Origin of the sequence: Pseudomonas syringae group sp. J254-4, assembly GCF_032586855.1 — a bacterium.
Classification (GTDB): Bacteria; Pseudomonadota; Gammaproteobacteria; order Pseudomonadales; family Pseudomonadaceae; genus Aquipseudomonas; species Aquipseudomonas amygdali.
In genome coordinates, this window is the sequence record NZ_JAWHOO010000021.1 from 68639 (window position 1) to 88381 (window position 19743).

General features: G+C 60.0%; 6 protein-coding genes (1 of these 6 running past the window's edge). 2 read left to right on the plus strand and 4 right to left on the minus strand.

Translation table 11 applies throughout. The features are described 5' to 3' along the window. The 4 genes from syrE to syrB1 form a co-directional block, all read right to left on the minus strand. On the minus strand, window positions 1–12082 hold the beginning of the coding sequence (gene syrE / locus RYB09_RS21580) for a syringomycin E biosynthesis non-ribosomal peptide synthetase SyrE (RefSeq protein ID WP_316890142.1). It extends 16292 nt beyond the left edge of the window; the window shows 12082 of its 28374 coding nt (coding positions 1–12082); it begins with the start codon at window positions 12080–12082; the stop codon falls past the left edge of the window. 387 nt (window positions 12083–12469) lie between these two features. Beyond that, on the minus strand, window positions 12470–13681 hold the full coding sequence (gene syrC / locus RYB09_RS21585) for a syringomycin E biosynthesis aminoacyltransferase SyrC (protein WP_316890144.1): 1212 nt from the start codon (window positions 13679–13681) through the stop codon (window positions 12470–12472). A gap of 70 nt (window positions 13682–13751) precedes the next feature. Then, complete coding sequence (gene syrB2, locus RYB09_RS21590) at window positions 13752–14684, minus strand: syringomycin E biosynthesis L-threonyl-[L-threonyl-carrier protein] 4-chlorinase SyrB2 (protein ID WP_003349549.1); 933 nt, start codon at window positions 14682–14684, stop codon at window positions 13752–13754. 17 nt (window positions 14685–14701) lie between these two features. Continuing rightward, window positions 14702–16546, minus strand: a complete 1845-nt coding sequence (gene syrB1 / locus RYB09_RS21595) for a syringomycin E biosynthesis L-threonine--[L-threonyl-carrier protein] ligase SyrB1 (RefSeq protein WP_058402103.1) — start codon at window positions 16544–16546, stop codon at window positions 14702–14704. A 333-nt stretch (window positions 16547–16879) separates the two neighbouring features. Here syrB1 and RYB09_RS21600 point away from each other — a divergent pair, with 333 nt between their 5' ends. Both RYB09_RS21600 and syrD read left to right on the plus strand, forming a co-directional pair. Beyond that, on the plus strand, window positions 16880–17941 hold the full coding sequence (locus RYB09_RS21600) for a TauD/TfdA family dioxygenase (protein ID WP_316890150.1): 1062 nt from the start codon (window positions 16880–16882) through the stop codon (window positions 17939–17941). A gap of 79 nt (window positions 17942–18020) precedes the next feature. After that, window positions 18021–19721: a cyclic peptide syringomycin export ABC transporter SyrD gene (gene syrD, locus RYB09_RS21605; RefSeq protein ID WP_316890153.1), complete on the plus strand. Its 1701-nt coding sequence runs from the start codon at window positions 18021–18023 to the stop codon at window positions 19719–19721. Window positions 19722–19743 lie beyond the last annotated feature (22 nt).

Genomic DNA, 19743 nt, shown 5'->3' on the forward strand with positions numbered 1-19743 from the left:
ACGTGTTGATCAGGCGAGTGTGTGCCGGGCGCATCTCGTCCCAGAGCTTGAGTTTCTGTGCCGATAATGCGTCGCCGGTGACGTTGATAAGGCGCACCTCAGCCAGGCGTTGTTCAACAGCCTGCGGTTGGTTGTGCCACTCAGCCACCAGCGTATGCCAATGCGCGGCGGTCAAGTGCAGGACGGTTGGGTAGATGCCGTGATTTTCACTGCCCTCACTGCCGAAGATCTCGCGGCTCGGCGCCAGGGTGGCACCGGCCAGGAGTGCCGGGAAAATCTCCTCTACCGAGAGGTCGAAGTTAAGGGTGTTTTGTTGCAGCACAGTGTCGGTTGGGGACAGATCAAACAGGCGTGCAGCATCGACGCTGTAGTTGACCAGACCACGGTGTTCAATCATCACGCCCTTCGGATTGCCAGTGGAACCCGAGGTGTAGATCACATAGGCCAGGTTGCGCACGCCGAGGGCTTGCACCACCGGGTTGTCGTCACGCTCGGTAAACGTGCTGCGCTGATCATCGTCGAGCAACACCAGTGGCAAGCTCAGAGTCGGCAGATATTCCTGCAAGTGACGCTGTGTCAGCAACGCCGACGGCGTACTGTCTTCGATCATGTAGGCCAGGCGCTCGGCCGGGTAGGCCGGGTCCAATGGCACGTAAGCCGCTCCGGCCTTGAGCACACCCAGCAGGCCGATCATCATTTCCACGCCGCGGTCGACGCAGATCGCCACTCGATCATCCGGGCCGATGCCCAGGCCGATCAGGTGGTGAGCCAGACGGTTGGCCTGACGGTTCAACTCGGCATAGCTCAAGCGCTGCGCTTGGAAAGCTACGGCGATGGCGTCAGGTTGCGCCTGTACCTGTGCTTCAAACAGGTGCTGAATGCACAGGTCAGTCGGGTAGTCCTGGCGGGTCTGGTTGAAGGTCTCCAACAACCGGTTACGCTCGGCGGCGGGCAGAACATCCAGCTGCGTAACGGCCATCTGCGGTGTATGCGCCAGCGCGTCGGTCAATTGCTCCAGTGCGCACTGCATCATGGCGCACAGGCGTTGCGGGTCCGCGGGCTGCACACCGTGTATCACCAGGCTGAGCTCACTACCGTAATCGTCGACCGACAAGCACAGCGGGTAGTTGGTGCGTTCGGCGCTGTCGAGCAGGCGCATGCCCGGCCATTGCAACTGGCTGTCCTTGCCCTGATGCCGGTAGTTGAGAAGGCTGGAGAACAACGGCACCGCCGTGGCCACGCTACTGCAACGCTGAGCCAGGGCCAATGATGCCTGCTCGTGGCTCAGTAACTCGCTGAGATCACGATGGGTGGCCATGAGCAGTTCCTGGACACCTTGTGTGGCCAATTGCACGCGAACCGGCAGGGTGTTCATGAACATGCCCATGGCCCGCTCGGCACCGACCGTACCTTGCAGACGACCGGTCACCACGGTGCCGAACACCACATCATCGCGGCCGGTACAGCGGGCCAGCACCTGAGCCCAGGCGACATGAAACAGCACAGCCGGGGACATGCCGCGTTCCCGTGTCTGAGTGCGGATACGTGCGCAAAGGTCACTGCTCAATGCCAGCTCGGCTTCTTCAACGTCATTGCCGTCGCCCTGAACTTCCAGCAGTTCGAACGGAGCGGTGGGTGAATCAACATCAGCCAGGCGGCGGGTGAAGTAGGCTTCGTGGGCACTTGAAGGGCTGGCGAGGGCCTGTGCGACAAACTCCCGATAAGGCTGCGGTGGCAGCAGGTCTGCGCTCTGGCCTTGCATCAGCAGGCGAATTTCTTCGAGTATGAGCTCCAGAGTGACGTGGTCGCTGACCATGTGGTGATCAAGCAGCGCCAGTAGCCAACGATCCGAGTGTGGGTCGCCAGCAATGTAGGCCAGTAGCAGCGGGGCCTGTCGCAGGTCCAGGCTAAGACGATTGGGATCAGTGAGACGATCCACCTGGCTGAGTGCGTCTTCGTCCGGCGTCAGCGTGAGGGTATGTACCGCGAATTGCGCCTGGCGGTGCACCACTTGCACCGCTTGTGACAGGCCGATCCAATGTACCGAACTGCGCAGGACATCATGGCGGTCGATAACCGTTTGCAGGCCCTCAAGAAAGGCGTCAAGACGCGCACGGCTGTCGAACTCGATCGTAGAGCGCATCAGGTAGGCGTCGCGTTCACGATTCAGCAGGTAATGGAACAGGATGCCTTCTTGAAGCGGTGCCAGCGGATAGATGTCCTGGATATTGGCGGCTCCACCCGGAACGGCCGAGGTAATCAGTTCAATCTCATCAACGCTCAGTTCCACCAGCGGCAACATGTCTGGCGTTAATTGCGTGCAGTCGGCCGGGATCCGGTTAGCCGGTGCCTGGAACAGGGCTTGTTTATCCTGACTGATAGCCAAGGCCATTTCACGCACGCTGGGCGCAGTGAATACAGTCTTTACGTTGAGATTCAGGCCGCGCTTGCGCAGACGCTCGATCAGCGAGACGGCCAGCAGTGAGTGGCCACCCAGTTCGAAGAAATGGTCGTGACGGCTTACCTGCTCAATGCCCAGCAGGTCTTGCCAGATAGCCGCGATCTGCTCTTCGGTTTCGCCTTGCGGGGCTTCATAGCCACGGCTGATCAGTGCATCGGCTTGCGGGGCTGGCAAGGCGTTGCGATCCAGCTTGCGGTTCGGCGTCAATGGCAAGGCGTCGAGGATCACGAACGCGCTCGGCAGCATGTACTCGGCCAGTTGCGGTGCCAGTTCGGCACGCAGTTCAGCAGTTGTAAGCTGGCTTTGCGGCTGGGCAACCACATAGGCCACCAGGCGTTTGTCTCCCGGATTATCTTCCCGAGCGACCACTACCGCCTCCTTGACCCCGGCGCAATTGCCCAGACGGGCTTCGATTTCGCCCAGTTCGATACGGAAACCACGCACCTTGACCTGGAAGTCGTTACGGCCCAGGTATTCAATACGGCCGTCGGCCATGTAGCGTGCCAGGTCGCCGGTCTTGTACATCCTGGCGTCAGGGCTGTTGCTGAACGGATCCGCCAGGAAACGCTCGGCATTAACCTCTTCAAGGTTAAGGTAGCCGCGTGCCACGCCGTCGCCACCGATGAAAATCTCACCGGCCACGCCGTATGGCACTGGCTGCTGCTGAGCATCAAGCAGGTAGATACGGGTGTTGGCCATCGGCTTGCCAATGGTCGCGTTGCCGCTGCCTTCGCTGCCGGCCACGGCGTCATGACTGACGTAGGCGGCGGTGCAGGAAACGGTGGCCTCGGTCGGACCGTAGGTGTTGATCAGGCGAGTGTGCGCCGGGCGCATCTCGTCCCAGAGCTTGAGCTTCTGCGCCGACAGTGCGTCACCCGTGACGTTGATCAAGCGCACATGCTGCAGACGTTGCTCAGCGACCTGCGGGTGGTTGTGCCATTCGGCCACCAGCGTATGCCAGTGCGCAGCGGTCAGGTGCAGGACGGTGAGTTGAATGCCGTGAGTTTCAGTGCCTTCGCTGCCGAAGATATCGCTGCTTGGCGCCAGAGTGGCACCAGCCAGCAAGGCCGGGAAGATTTCCTCCACCGACAGGTCGAAGTTCAGGGTGTTCTGTTGCAGCACGGTGTCGGTTGGGGACAGAGCAAAAAGCCGCGCGGCATCGACGCTGTAGTTGACCAGGCCACGGTGTTCGATCATCACGCCCTTCGGATTGCCAGTGGAGCCCGAGGTGTAAATCACATACGCCAGGTTGCGCGCACCGAGGGCTTGCACCACCGGGTTGTCGTCACGCTCGGTAAAGGTGCTGCGCTGATCATCGTCGAGCAACACCAGTGGCAAGGTCAGAGTCGGCAGATATTCCTGCAAGTGGCTCTGTGTCAGCAACGCCGACGGCGTGCTGTCTTCGATCATGTAGGCCAGGCGCTCGGCCGGGTAGGCCGGGTCCAGTGGCACGTAAGCCGCTCCGGCCTTGAGCACACCGAGCAGGCCGACCATCATTTCCACGCCGCGCTCGACGCAGATCGCCACCCGATTATCCGGGCCGATGCCCAGGCCAATCAGATGATGCGCCAGACGGTTGGCCTGACGGTTCAATTCGGCATAGCTCACGCGCTGCGCCTGGAAAGCCACGGCGATGGCATCAGGTCGGGTGCGTACCTGCGCTTCAAACAGCTGCTGAATGCACAGGTCCGTCGGGTAGTCCTGGCGGGTCTGGTTAAAGGTCTCCAACAGCCGATTGCGCTCGGCGGCGGGCAGCACATCCAGCTGCGTAACGGCCATCTGCGGTGTATGCGCCAGCGCGTTAGTCAATTGCTCCAGCGCACACTGCATCATGGCGCACAGACGTTGCGGGTCCGCGGGCTGCACGCTGTGTATCAACAGGCCGAGGTCACTGCCGTAATCGTTAACCGACAAGCACAGCGGGTAGTTGGTGCGCTCAGAGCTGTCGAGCAAGCGCATGCCCGGCCATTGCAACTGGCTGTCCTTGCCCTGATGCCGGTAGTTGAGCAGGCTGGAGAACAACGGCACTGCCGTGGCCACGCTACTGCAACGCTGGGCGAGGGCCAATGATGCCTGCTCGTGGCTCAGTAATTCGCTGAGATCACGGTGGGTGGCCATGACCAGTTCCTGGGCGCCTTGCGTGGCCAGTTGCACGCGAACCGGAAGGGTGTTCATGAACATGCCCATGGCCCGCTCGGCGCCGAACGTACCTTGCAGGCGGCCGGTGACCACGGTGCCGAACACCACATCATCGCGACCGGTACAACGCGCCAGCACCTGAGCCCAGGCAACATGGAACAGAACCGCCGGGGACATGCCGCGCTCCCGGGCCTGAGTGCGGATACGTGCGCAGAGGTCACTGCTCAATGCCAGTTCGGCCTCTTCAACGTCATTGCCGTCGCCCTGAACTTCCAGCAGTTCGAACGGAGCGGTGGGTGAATCAACATCAGCCAGACGGCGCGTGAAGTAGGCTTCGTGGGCACTTGAAGGGCTGGCGAGGGTCTGTGCAACAAACTCCCGATAAGGCTGCGGTGGCAGCAGGTCTTCGCTCTGACCTCGCATCAATAGGCGAATTTCTTCGACTATGAGTTCCAGGGTGGTGTGGTCGCTGATCATATGGTGATCAATCAGCGCCAGTAGCCAACGATCCGAGTGTGGGTCGCCAGCAATGTAGGCCGATAGCAGCGGTGCCTGTCTCAGGTCCAGGCGCAGACGACCTGGATCAGTGAGACGATCCACCTGACTGAGCGCGTCTTCATCCGGCGTCAGCGTGAGTGTGTGTACCGGCAATTGTGCCTGGCGATGCACCACTTGTACCGCTTGCGGCAGGCCGGTCCAATGCACCGAACTGCGCAGGACATCATGACGGTCGATAACCGTTTGCAGCCCCTCAAGAAAGGCGTCAAGACGCGCACGGCTGTCGAACTCGATCGTCGAGCGCACCAGGTAGGCGTCGCGTTCATGATTCAGCAGGTAATGGAACAGGATGCCTTCTTGAAGCGGTACCAGCGGGTAAATGTCCTGGACATTGCCGGCTCCACCCGGAACGGCGGAGGTGATCAGTTCAATCTCATCAACGCTTAGCTCCACCAGCGGCAACATGTCTGGCGTTAATTGCGTGCAGTCGGTCGGGATGCGGTTAGCCGGTGCCTGGAACAGGGCTTGTTTGTCCTGGCTGATAGCCAAGGCCATTTCGCGCACGCTGGGCGCAGTGAATACAGTGTTTACGCTGAGACTCAGGCCCTGCTTGCGCAGACGGTCGATCAGCGAGACGGCCAGCAGTGAGTGGCCGCCCAGTTCGAAGAAATGGTCGTGACGGCCTACCTGCTCAATGCCCAGCAGGTCTTGCCAGATAGCCGCGATCTGCTCTTCGGTTTCGCCTTGCGGCACTTCGTAGCCACGACTGATCAGTGCATCACCGTCTGGTGCTGGCAGCGCCTTGCGATCCAGCTTGCCGTTCGGCGTCAGTGGCATTGAGTCGAGCAGCACATAGGCCATCGGGATCATGTAGGCCGGCAGTTGTTCCTGCAGCGAATCGCGCAAGCTGTCGATGTCTACCGAAGCATGCTCTGCTATCAGGGTGTAATAAGCTACCAAGCGTTTATCGCCCGGCACATCTTCACGAGCAGTGACCACCGCTTCGTGGACCGCCGGGTGTTTGGCCAGAGCGGCTTCGATTTCGCCGATCTCGATACGCAAGCCGCGGATCTTCACCTGGAAGTCATTACGGCCCAGGTATTCCAGCGCGCCGTTGGTCAGCCAGCGGCCCACGTCGCCGGTTTTGTACAGGCGGGCCTGCGGATCGCTGGAAAACGGGTCGGCGATGAAACGCTCGGCACTCAGTTCTGGCTGGTTCAAATAACCCCGCGCTACGCCGATGCCGCCAATGTGCAGTTCACCGGCCACGCCCAGTGGTTGCAGCTGGCCCAGGGCATCCAGCACGTGCATCTGAATGTTGGCAATCGGACGGCCAATAGGCACGCTGTCGCCCGGATCCGTCGGGCGGCATTCCCAGGCAGTAACGTCGATGGCCGCTTCGGTCGGGCCATACAGGTTATGCAGTTCAACGCCCTTGAGCTGTTGTTCGAAGCGGCGCTGCAACGCACGAGGCAAGGCCTCGCCGCTGCACAGTACGCGGCGCAGTTGCGGGAAGTCGCGGGTTGAACGGTGCTCCAGAAATACATCGAGCATCGAGGGCACGAAGTGCAGCAGGGTAATGCCCGTGTCACTCATGACCTGCGCCAGATAGTCAGGGTCCTGATGGCCACCGGGACGGGCCATGACCAGTTCGGCACCGGCCAGCAGCGGTAGGAAAAACTCCCAGACCGACACGTCGAAGCCGAACGGGGTCTTTTGCAGTACCCGATCGTTGCTGTCCACGTGATAGGCGTCGCGCGCCCAGAGCAGTCGGTTGACCACACCCAGGTGTTCGTTCATTACGCCTTTGGGCGTGCCGGTGGAACCGGAAGTGTAAAGCACATAGGCCAGATGATTCGGTTGCAGGCCCAGGGCCTTGGCATCCGTGTTGCCGCTCGGCTGCTTAGCCAGTTGCGCGAGGTCATCGCGGTTATCGAGCACCAGCACCGGAACGCTTAGGGCTGGCAGATCTGCAAGCAGATCGCTGCTGGTCAGCACTGCCTGCGGCGAGCTGTCCTCAAGCATATAGGCCTGACGCGCGCTCGGCAGGTCCGGGTCAATCGGTACATAGGCGCCACCGGCCTTGAGAATACCCAACAGCGCCACGACCATTTCCGGTCCGCGACGCAGGCTGACTGCAACTCGCGTATCCGGCTCCACGCCCAGTTCGATCAGGCGATGGGCGAGCTGGTTGGCCTGTTGGTTGAGTTCGGCGTAAGTGAGCAGCGGTCCGCTGTCGCCGCGTACGGCGCAAGTACCCGGACGCTGGGCGGCCTGTTGCTCGATCAGTTGGTGAATCAACACATCGCGAGGATAAGGGTGGGCAGTGTCATTGAAGCCCGCCAGCAACAGCTCGCGCTCATCGTCCGGCAGTATCGACAGGCTGTTCAACGCGGCATGCGGGGTGTGTTCCAGTGCTTCCACCAGGCTGTGCAGTGCAACCTGCATGTACTCGCCGATGCGCTGAGCATTGATTTGCTGGACGGCCTGAATAGTGAGCGTGAAAGCATCGCCCAGGTCATCGACGTTCAGGGTCAACGGGTAGTTGGTATTGTCTTCGGTGCCGAAAGACTCGATCCCTTCCCAGGCGGCGGCAGCTTGTGCCGAAACATCGCCCACGACACTGTGCCGGTAGTTGAGCAATGCACTGAATAGCGGCGTCGGTGCGGCCACGCCGCTGCAGCGCTGGGCGAGCACCAGCGGAGCATGCTCATGCCCCAGCAAGGATGTCAGCCGCTCGTGGGTCGCCTTCAATCCCTCGGCCACTGTCGTCGCGTCGATATCGACGCGCAGCGGCAAGGTATTGATAAACATGCCCAACGCACGGTCGGCACCGTCGCCGGCCTGCATACGGCCCAGCAGTACCGTGCCGAACACCACTTTTTCACAGGCCGAGACATTGCCCAGCACCCGCGCCCAGGCCAGGTGCATCAGGCTCGCGACGCTGACGCCTGCCTGTCGAGCCTGAGCCCGCAAACGCAGGCTCAGCTCGGCGGCCAGGGGCACGCTGGCCTCTTTGAGGTCACGGCCGCCGTCCTGCACATCCTGCACACCGAATGGCAGGGTCGGCTCGACGATGTCGCCGAGCATCTCGCGGAAGAACGCTTGGTGCTGAGCATCACGGCCCCCCAGGCGAGCCTGGGCGACATAGTTGCGATACGGCACCGTCTCAGCCAACGCATCGCCCTGACCGAGCAGGTGCGCCTGAATTTCATGCAGGACCACGGACAGGGAAGTGGCGTCGCTGACCAGGTGATGGGACAGCAGCATCGCCAGCCAGCGGTCGTTGACCGGGTCATGGCTATAGACAATGCGCATCAATGGCGCGTTACGCACATCAAGGCGGTAATGCCGAGGGTCGAAGCGCTGGTGCAATTGCTCGTCAACCGGGCCGTCTGCAGGGTCGAGGAACAACTCGGTGACTTGCAGTTCAGCCTGGCGCAGCACCACTTGCACCGGTTCATCGAGATCTTCCCACAGCACCGCGGTGCGCAGGATATCGTGGCGGTTGATCACGCCTTGCAAAGCGCCGCTGAAAGCGTCCAGCCGCGCCCGGTCAGATAAGCCGAACAGTGCTTTCAGGGTATAGGGGTCGCCCTGTTCGGCACTGATATGGTGGTAAAGAATCCCCGCCTGCAACGGTGCCAGCGGGTATATGTCCTGCACATTGGCAGCACCGCCGGGCACATCTTTCACCACGCGGTCGATCTGCGCCTGAGTAAGGCTGATCAGCGGCAGCAAGTCAGGGGTGATGTGTTCGCAACGTTCGGGAATCAGGTTGGCCGGCACCACGACGTCCGTGCCGCCATCGACTGCTGCGGCAAGCGCCGCCACGGTCGGCTGGCCGAACAGCACATGCACATCGGCACTCAGACCGACATCGCGCATTTGCTGAATCAATTTCACCGCCAGCAGCGAGTGGCCGCCCAGTTCGAAGAAGTGATCATGACGACCCACCTGTTCAACCTTGAGCACGTCGGCCCAGATCGACGCCAGCAGCGTTTCCACTTCGCCTTGCGGCGCTTCGTAACCGCGGCTGATCAGCGATTGCGCATCCGGAGCAGGTAGTGCCTTGCGATCCAGCTTGCCGTTGGGCGTCAAGGGCAGGCTGTCCAGCTGCACAAAAGCGCTGGGAACCATGTATTCGGGCAGGTGTTCAAGCAACTCTTTGCGCAGGTTTTCGGCGGGTGCCGGTTCGCCACACAGGTAGGCCACCAGACGCTTGCTGTCAGGTTGTGTCGGGTCGTCTGCACGGGCAACCACTACCACTTCACGCACACCGGCGCACAAGGCCAGAGCGGCCTCGATTTCGCCGATCTCGATACGCAAGCCGCGGATCTTCACCTGGAAGTCATTACGGCCCAGGTATTCCAGCGCGCCATTGGCCAGCCAGCGACCCACGTCGCCGGTTTTGTACAGGCGGGCCTGCGGGTCGCTGGAAAACGGGTCAGCGACGAAACGCTCGGCACTCAATTCTGGCTGGTTCAGGTAACCCCTGGCCACGCCAATGCCGCCAATGTGCAGCTCACCGGCAACGCCCAGTGGTTGCAAGTGACCTGACGCATCCAGCACGTGCATTTGAATATTGGCAATCGGACGGCCGATGGGCACGCTTTCGCCCGGATCCGTCGGGCGGCATTCCCACGCAGTAACGTCGATGGCCGCTTCGGTCGGGCCATACAGGTTGTGCAGTTCAACACCCTTGAGCTGTTGCTCGAAGCGGCGCTGCAACGCGCGAGGCAAGGCCTCGCCGCTGCACAGTACGCGGCGCAGTTGCGGGAAGTCGCGGGTTGAACGGTGTCCCAGAAATACGTCGAGCATTGAAGGCACAAAGTGCAGCAGGGTAATGCCCGTGTCACTCATGACCTGCGCCAGATAGTCAGGGTCCTGATGGCCACCGGGACGGGCCATGACCAGTTCGGCGCCGGCGAGCAGCGGCAGGAAAAACTCCCAGACCGACACGTCGAAGCCGAACGGGGTCTTTTGCAGCACGCGATCATTGCTGTCCACGTGATAGGCGTCACGGGCCCAGAGCAGGCGGTTAACGACTCCAAGGTGCTCGTTCATCACGCCTTTGGGCGTGCCGGTGGAACCCGAGGTGTACAGCACATAGGCCAGATGATTCGGCTGAAGACCCAGAGCCTTGGCATCCGTGTTGCCGCTCGGCTGCTTAGCCAGTTGCGCGAGGTCATCGCGATTATCGAGCACCAGCACCGGAACGCTTAGGGCTGGCAGATCTGCAAGCAGATCGCTGCTGGTCAGCACTGCCTGCGGCGAACTGTCCTCAAGCATATAGGCCTGACGGGCGCTCGGCAGGTCCGGATCGATCGGCACATAGGCGCCACCGGCCTTGAGAATACCCAACAGTGCCACGACCATTTCCGCGCCGCGCCGCAGGCTTACCGCAACCCGCGTATCCGGCTTCACACCCAGTTCGATCAGGCGATAGGCCAGCTGATTGGCCTGCTGGTTGAGTTCGGCGTAGGTGAGCAACGGCCCGCTGTCGCCGCGCACAGCGCAGGCATCAGGACGCTGGGCGGCCTGTTGCTCGATCAGTTGGTGAATCAGGATATCGCGAGGATAGGCGAGGGCGGTTTGGTTGAAAGTTGCCAGTTGCTGATGCTCGTTTTGGCTCATCAGCGGGAAGTGTGCCAAAGGGTTGTCGTGTTGATTCAGCACAGCTTCAAGCATGGCGAAAATGCGCTGCTGTATGCGCTGAACTTCCTCGAAGGTGAAGTAAGCCGTGTTGAAGTTGAAGTCCAGGTGGATGTCTTCAGAGGGATGGTAATCGCGTACGAAGATCGCCATGGGCGTCTGTTCGTAGCCGTTGTCCAGCATCAGCACCCGCGCCGGGTCCTCGCCGCCGAACGTGACGTCACCATCGAAGCTTTCGAATGACAGTGAAACATCGAACAGCTGATGGCGTCCGGTTTGCGCCAGCCGCAGGCTACGGTTGAGTTCGGCAATCGGGAAACGCTGGTGACGGTAAGTGCGACGTAGTTGCGTACCGATGTTATTCATCAGGTCGACCAGCGTTGCATGCGGATCGAAGCCCACGCGAATCGGGCTGATCGAGGAAAACATCCCGATGGTGGCTTTCTGACGAGCATTGGTACGGTTATGCACCGGCATTCCGACAACGATCTCATCGACGCCTACGGTACGGCAGAAATAGGTGCTGATAACTCCGACCAGTACATGAGCCACAGACAGGTTGCATTCGCTGGCAAACTGCGTAAGCGCGTTGTAAAGCGCGCGGGGCAACATGGCTTGAACCTGGTCACTGGGGGCTGGACCGTTGGTTACGCCTGCCTTGAAATCTGCTCTGCGTTGCAGCAGAACCGGCGGCAGTTGGGCGTAGGTCTGCTCCCAGAACAGTCGATCACGCTCGTAGCGAGAAGACGTCATGTAGGCCTTGTCTTCTTCAAGGAACGAGAGGTAAGAAGGCCCCTCGGCAAGCGTTTGCTTGCCTTCCAGCAAGCCTGAGTAGGCATCGCCCACGGCATGCGCAATCAGCACTGCACCGATACCGTCGGCGACCAGGTGGTGCAAGCGATTGAACCAGTAATGCAGTTGCGGCCCGCAACGAACCAGGCGTGACTCCCAGAGTTGTCCGGTCATTGACTCAAAGGGTTGGCGGAAGGACTCGCGCAGATGCGCAATGGCATGCTCGGCGTCGCCGTCGACCTCAGGCAAGTCGGTCACTTCAAGCTTGAACGGCGCCTCGGACAGAACACGCTGGCCGCCCATACCACTCTCGTGACTGAAACTCAGACGCAACGCGTCATGGCTGTCGATGACCATCTGGATGGCTTTTTCGAACAGCACAATATCGATCTCGCCCTTGATCTCCAGAGTCATGCCGATGTTGTAGTAAGGCAGGTGCGGGTGTGTGAGCTGATCGAGCCAGATACCTTGCTGAACCGAAGCCAGCGAAAGGGGTTCTTGTTCTTGCGTGCACAGATTGTCGATCAACGAATTCATCTCAAAGCACCTGTTTGCGAAATCAATTGGCTCGTCTCCGGTCGAAGGGCGGCGTGGCATGTGGCTGGACGACTGCCAGTCGGAGGGAGGACTAAAAACATTGAAAAAAAAATAGAGCATCCCCTTGGGGATGTCTGTCGTGGGAAGCTGGGACAACTGCGGGCTTCCGGGCTGGGTGTTCAATGATTCAAGACTGTTCGGTATAAGGCCCGGACCGATTCGACTGGCTTGTGGAGCGGGGTGGTGAAGGGAAGGTTGTTGATTGGTGCTGCGCCAGTGTGCCGCCTGGGAGGTGAGCCGGTTACAGCCGCGCTCAAGGCCGCAGCGCAGAGTGAAGTCGGGGGCCTGAGCCCCCGCCCTTTTATTCGCCGAGGTATCGCGCGACTGTCAGGCGACAGCGGGCTGAAGAACTTCGTCCAGGAAGCTGAAGGCGGTGTGTTTCGATTGCGGGCTGGAGACAAAGAACGCGAGGTGGCTGCCATTGTGTTCTATGTGCAGCGTGGCGTCCTTGATCGACGCAGCGATATGCCGTGAGCCACCGATGTGCGTCGTCGAGTCGGCATCGCCAGCCACGACCAGAGTTGGCGCGCTGATGCGCGCCAGTCGTGGTGCCAGTTCGGTCTTGTTCAGTGCATCATTCAAACGCGCATAGCGATAGAACAACTCGGGATTGACATAGGGGTAAAGCACCACGTGGGCAATGGACTCAGGGGTGGTGGCCAGCGTCGACTGGTCGAGGAACATCGCTTGCAGGTCAGCAGCCTCGCCGCGATCCTGAGCTGCGCTTTCCATCAGCCATTCGAAGTTTTGCTGATGAGCGGTACGCAGATCGTTGTCGCCCAGGTTGTAATCGCCATGCCACAAACTCAGAGAGCTGACCCGTTCGCGGTGGGAAGCGGCGGCGCTCAGGGCGATCACCGCGCCGCCGCAGATGCCCATCAGGTGTGCGGTCGATAGCCTGAAGTGATTCATCACGCTGATCATGTCGGCGACCTGAGCATCGGTGTCCACCGCAATCTGGTCGAACGCCTCGCAGGCACCGAACAGCCCTCGGGTCTCCCAGGTCACGACAAAAAAGCGCTCGCTCAAGGCGTCGAACCAGTCGCGGCAGAGATCGAACGGAATGCCGCAAGGCAGTGCCAGAACTACAGGAGGCAGTTCTCGGTTGGCGCTGGCATGCACCAGCAATTGCGCATTGTCACGGGTGGTCAGGTGCAGTGTCTCTATGTGCGGTACTGCACCGCTGAATTCAAAATGCTTGAGCAGTCGACTGAATGCGGTGACGTCTCCAGCATCGTCGAAGTGCTCGTAGCTATAGTCGAGCGCTTCACAGATTTTTCGGCTTATAAAGTATTCGAACGACGACAGTTGTGCCTCGCCACCGTGCAAGTACTGCAGGGTGCGCACGCCGATGCGCGCAAACGCGGCATTGATCGCCCGCTCTGTGGCTCGCACGCTGGAGCAAGCCGGCTCTGGCAGCGGGCCGTTGGCCTGGGCGAGAAAGCTCAGGCACACGGGATCGGGCAAATTGAGGGCAAGGTGCCTGAGCATCCTCACCGTCTCGCACAGACGCATCGCTGCGTCGGAGGAAATAGTCATGGATCGTTACTCTTTTTGGGCGCTTTTTCAGGCACATTGCGCAAGGCTACTGTCGTCTGACGTAGTTGGATCAGACCGCTTCGAATTTTTTGCCGCGTGTGGTGTGGGTCACGAGACGGTTGTATTCCGGCGTTTCGTCACCGATCACCTGCACCGCGCCGTATTTCTCCAGGCTGATGCGGCCGCCGTACTCTTCGATGTGGTCCGAGTCCGGGTAGATGTGCACGAAGGAAGGTACATAGCGTGACGCGAAGCCCATGCGCATTTCCTGTGATTCGCCGCTGTGCGGATAGGACGCGTGCATCAGCGTCGACCAGAAAATGATGAACTGCCCGGCCTTCATCTGCATGGGTACAGCAGAGGCCTCGTCAGGTTTCCAGTTCTCATCGATCTGCAACTGGCGATAGTCGTAACCGAAGAAACCGCGACGCACGCCGTCCTTGACCACCGAATTGTTGGCATCGGGCTCATAGCTCATGCGCTTGGTTTCGTCATAGTTCATGCTGTTCTGGGTGCCAGGAATGAACTGCAGGCAACCATTGGCAATGTTCGCGTCAGTGAACGCCGTCCAGACGGTGATGGTGCCGCCGAACTCTTCGTTCTCCGGCCAGATGATCTGCGGTTTGCCGGAGGCATTGGCGAAGGTATCGGCCTGATGCCAGTCGGTGCCTTCATCACCCGGATATTTAGGAAAGAACTCGGTGCGCCAGCAGAGCACGTTCGGACCGAGGATGCTTTCGACGCGGTCGCAGATTTCCGGGCGGCAGATGTGGCTGGCCAGAAAGTCATCGTCCAGATGGCGGTCATAGTTGGCGATGTTGGTACCACCGGAGATGGCGTCCAGATCCTGGTAGGCCGCGGCGCTACGGTCGAGCAGACGCAGGCGGGTGCGCTTCCAGGTTTCTTTCATTTCTTCTGGCGAGTAGGCGTCAAACGGACCGATAAAGCCGTTTTTCTCGAACGAGGCACGCTGTTCCGCAGTTAAAGCGAATTTTTTGCTCATGAGCTTTTCCTTTTCGGTCAATGGGCTTGAACAAGGCTACGGGAGATGTGGTCGGCCAGGACTTTGGCCGTTGCGCCATCCGCCAGGATTCCTGGGTCGAGGTTGATTTTGTAGTGCGCTTTGAGCTTGCTAAGCGAACGGATCAGCGCCAGCGAGGTGCCACCGGAATCGAAGAAATCATCATTGACGCCGATGTTTTTCAGACCCAGATCTTCGCTCCAGACCTTGAGCACGAAGTGCTCCTGTTCACTGAGGCCCTTGACGTCTGCCGCACGTAAAGGCGCTGTGTCAGCGGTAGGCGAGGGCAGTTGTTGCTTGTCGATTTTGCCGTGGTGGGTCACCGGCAGCGATGCCAGCGGCACATACACCGAGGGCCGCATGTACTCCGGCAAACTTTCGGCCAGCAGTGCGGCAACTTCGCTGCGAGTCTGTTCTGTCCAGGCATCGACGCCCTTGCCTGGCACCACGTAAGCCACCAGACGCAGGTCGCCATCACCGTAATCGTGTACACCGACATGGGCAGCGGCGACGTTCGGGCTGGTTTGCAGAGAGGCCTCGATCTCGCCCGGCTCGATGCGGAAACCGCTGATTTTCAATTGTTCATCGCAACGACCGGCGTAACGGTATTCACCATTACTCTCCAGGGTCATCAGGTCGCCAGTGCGGTAGGCGCGTACAGCACCGGGCAACTCGACGAAACGCTCGACGTTAAGCGCTTCACGGTTCAGATAGCCCTGAGCCACGCCGGCGCCTTCGATGTACAGCTCACCCGTGGTGCCTTCCGCGACCGGGGCCAGGCTTGCGTCAAGCAGGTGCAGGCGCCAGCCGTCCAGCGGTTTGCCGAGAGAAACCATGGCGGCTGTTTCCAGGTCCTGCGCCAACACTCGCTTGAAGGTGGTGTGAACGGTGGCCTCGGTGATGCCGTACATGTTGATGAGCGCAGGCTTCTGGTCGCCATGGCGCTCGACCCAGGGACGCAGCACGGTAGCGGGCAACGCTTCGCCGCCGAAGACCACGTAGCGCAGGGCAAGAGGTGCAGTATTGCCACGATCAGCTTCATCAAGACCGCGGAAGGCCGATGGTGTCTGGCTGAGCACGGTGACGCGCTGATCGGCAAGCCACTGACGCAGGCTGGCAGGAGAGCGCGACACTTCATACGGCACTATAGCCACCTGGCCGCCGTGGGCGAGGGCACCCCAGATTTCCCAGACCGAGAAGTCAAAACCGATGGAGTGGAACATCGACCAGACGTCTTGGGCGTTGAAGTCATAGGCGCGCTGGGTACTTTCCAGCAGGCGACTGACGTTGCCATGGGAAACCTGCACGCCTTTGGGCTCACCGGTGGAGCCAGAGGTGTAGATGATGTAGGCAGTGACCTGATCCGGGTCTGAACGGCCGTCTTCGGCAGCCAGTTTCAGCGCCGGTGCGGACAGCAACTCGTCAAGGGCCAATACGCGCAGAGACGGTATTTTCGGCAGATCTGCAGCATCGCCGATGATCAGGCTGAGGCCGCTGTCGCGCATGATGTGTTCGACGCGCTTGCCAGGGTATTGCGGGTCAACCGGCACATACGCGCCGCCGGCCTTGAGAATGCCCAGCAGGCTGATGACCAGATCGACGCTACGCGACATGTACATCCCCACACGCATTCCGTGGGTCACACCTTCACTGCGTAAACGCGCAGCCAGCTTGGTCGAGAGTGCTTCGAGCTGTGCGTAGCTCAAGGTCCTGAGCGTATCACTGACTGCGATGCGCTCAGGAAATTGACGTGCCCTGTCAGTGAATATCTCGTGCAGAAAAGCACCGGGCTTGAGAGGGGCTGACGCGGCGCCAAGCGATTCGTCAGTGTTCTTGATCGGCATGACAAAGGCTCCTGTTTAGTAACCAGGTGCAGCGTTCAAATCCACTGCACTCAAGACATCCCTGCGGCCTGAAGGATCTGTTCGAAGGGCCGGCAAAATCCGCAGTTGGCGCATTTCAGCACCGACTGCCGGCTTGCGTCTGTCGAGGGAAATGGGGACAAGGCCCTGGCGAACACCATGAATTCGCTTTGACATGCTGCGCGACCGCTGTCCCGGAATGCGGTGACAGACGCCCCCCGGCCATCAGTGTTTTTATTCTTGCGCGGTGCTGGAACGTGTTGGTCTGGCACCAAACAACGTGGATGTGAAGGGCTGAGGTCCAGGAGTTTATGCATGAGTCTTCAAGCTAACACTGCGCCCGTTTTCGCTGACGAACAGCGAGCGGAGGTGCCAACGTGGCCCGACGGAGCCGCTGACCCCTCGGTGCGGTTGTCCCTGCTGGCTGCTGGCATCAGTTTGCCAATGGTCGTCGAGCCAATCGCTGACGGGCTGGACCCGGCTCAATGGGCCAGCGAGCGACGCGAGGTAATCGAGGCATTGTTGTGTCGTCACGGCGCGGTGTTGTTTCGCGGGTTTGACCTGCCTTCGGTCGCCGCCTTCGAAGCATTTGCCGAGGCGCTGTCGCCTGGCCTGCACGGCACATACGGCGATCTTCCAAAGAAGGAAGGCGGGCGCAATGTCTATCGCTCAACGCCGTATCCCGAGCGCGAAATGATCCTTTATCACAACGAGAGTTCGCACCTGGAAAGCTGGCCTCGCAAGCAGTGGTTCTTCTGTGAGAAGCCATCGAAAGTGGGCGGGGCAACGCCGCTGGCGGACATTCGCCAGGTGCTCGCCTATCTGCCCAAAGAGGTGGTCGAGCGCTTTGAAAGCAAAGGCCTGCTTTACAGCCGCACCTTCACTGCCGGTGTCGAGCCGAGCTGGGAATCGTTCTTCGGCACCTCTGAGCGCAGCGTTATTGAACAGCGTTGCCGCGAGCAAGGTACAGACTTCGAATGGCTTGACGGCGACACGCTGCAGCTTCGCACCCGGTGCCCGGCGGTGATCAGCCATCCGTTCACCGGCGAGCGTGGCTTTTTCAATCAGGTGCAGTTGCATCACCCCTATTGCATGGGCGAAGAGCTACGCGAGGACCTGCTCGATATGTTCGGCCCCGACCGCCTGCCAAGGTTGGTCAGCTATGGCGACGGCTCAGCCATCGAAGACTCGGTGATGGCCTTGATCGGTGATGCCTACGAGGCTTGCGCAGTGCGCTTCGACTGGCGCAAGGGCGATGTGGTGATGCTTGACAACATGCTCGTCGCCCATGCCCGAGACCCTTATGAAGAGCCCCGGCTGATCGTTGTGGCCATGGGTGAAATGACTGATCGGGGCGATGTCTGGCAACCGGCCTGAATGATCGACATCCATTGATACCGTCAGGGCTTTCACACATCGGCGCCCACGCGGACCAAGCATCCAAGGACAGCAACCAATGAAAACCAAGCAAGAAAAGAAGGCCAGACCAGGCTCGATCATGCGTCTGTTGTGGAGCAACCATCCCTGGCTGACGTTCTTTACGCTGCTGACCGGGCTCATCAGCGGCGTTGCGTCCATTGCCGTGGTCAATGTGATTAACCAGGCGATTCACGAAGAGACCTTTCAGCGTGAGTCGTTGTTCTGGTTCGTTGGCCTGAGCCTGGTTGCCCTGGTTTTCCGCAACGGTGCGTCGCTGTTTCCGGCCTACGCCAGCATGCGCATCATGACCCGTATGCGCATTGCCCTGTGCCGCAAGATCCTCGGCACGCCGCTTGAGGAAATCGACCGCCGTGGTGCGCCGAATGTGCTGACCCTGCTGACCAGTGATATGCCGCAACTCAACGCTACGCTGTTGGTCATGCCAACGATCCTGGTGGAGTCGGCGGTGTTCCTGTTCGGTATTGCCTACCTGGCCTACCTGTCCTGGGTGGTGTTTGCAATAACCATCTCGCTGATGGTGCTGGGCGTTGCAATGTACATGCTGTTTTTCATGGGTGGCATGAAGTTCACCCACAAGGTGCGCGACGAGTTCACGGCCTTCAACGAATACACACACGCGCTGGTGTTCGGCCTCAAGGAACTGAAACTCAACGGTATTCGCCGCCGCTGGTTCAGCCGCTCGGCGATCCAGGAGTCTTCGGTACGGGTCGCGAAGTACAACTACATTGAACGGCTCTGGTTCACTGGCGCCGAAAACGTTGGCCAGTTGACCCTGTCGTTGCTGGTCGGCTGCCTGCTGTTCGTTGCGCCGATGTTCGCTGTTATCGATGCCAGGACCATGAGTGCCAGTGTGTTGGCGGTGCTGTACATCATGGGCCCGCTGGTAATGCTGGTCAGCGCCATGCCGATGCTGGCCCAGGGACGTATTGCCTGCACGCGCCTGGCGGATTTCGGTTTTTCCATTAACGAGCCGCATCCGGAACCGGAAACCAGCGATGCCGACAATGTGCTGCTCCTCGATCACAAGAAGTCATGGGGCAGTATCCAGCTGAAGAACGTACACATGAACTACAAGGACCCGCAGAGCAGTTCCGGTTTTGCCTTGGGACCTATCGACCTGACGATCCACTCCGGTGAGCTGGTCTACATCGTCGGCGGCAACGGTTGTGGCAAAAGCACCCTGGCCAAAGTGTTTTGCGGCCTGTACATCCCGCAAGAGGGTCAACTACTGCTCGACGGTACGGCGGTCACAGACGACTCGCGCGGCAACTATCGCGATCTGTTCTCGGCGGTGTTCTCTGACTTCCATGTGTTCAACCGATTGATAGGTCCTGACGAGAAAGAACATCCCAGCACCGATCAGGCGCAGAAATACCTGTCGACTCTGGGCCTGGAAGAAAAGGTCAAGATCGAGGGACTTGGTTACTCGACCACCACGGACTTGTCGTACGGCCAGCAGAAACGCCTGGCACTGGTTTGCGCCTACCTGGAGGACCGTCCGATTTACCTGCTGGACGAGTGGGCCGCCGACCAGGACCCGCCGTTCAAGCGTTTCTTTTACGAGGAATTGCTGCCGGACCTCAAACGTCGCGGCAAGACGATCCTGATCATTACTCACGACGATCAGTACTTCCAGTTGGCCGACCGCATCATCAAGTTGGCCGACGGTTGCATCGTCTCCGACGTGAAGTGCGAGGTCCAGGGCAAGCGCGCCTGAACTCAAGCGCAGTCCAAATTCC

Excerpts from the sequence above, each read along its gene's own strand:
- syrD (WP_316890153.1), top strand. The coding sequence starts at position 18,021 with ATGAAAACCAAGCAAGAAAAGAAGGCCAGACCAGGCTCGATCATGCGT.
- syrB1 (WP_058402103.1), bottom strand. The coding sequence starts at position 16,546 with ATGCCGATCAAGAACACTGACGAATCGCTTGGCGCCGCGTCAGCCCCT.
- syrB2 (WP_003349549.1), bottom strand. The coding sequence starts at position 14,684 with ATGAGCAAAAAATTCGCTTTAACTGCGGAACAGCGTGCCTCGTTCGAG.
- RYB09_RS21600 (WP_316890150.1), top strand. The coding sequence starts at position 16,880 with ATGAGTCTTCAAGCTAACACTGCGCCCGTTTTCGCTGACGAACAGCGA.
- syrC (WP_316890144.1), bottom strand. The coding sequence starts at position 13,681 with ATGACTATTTCCTCCGACGCAGCGATGCGTCTGTGCGAGACGGTGAGG.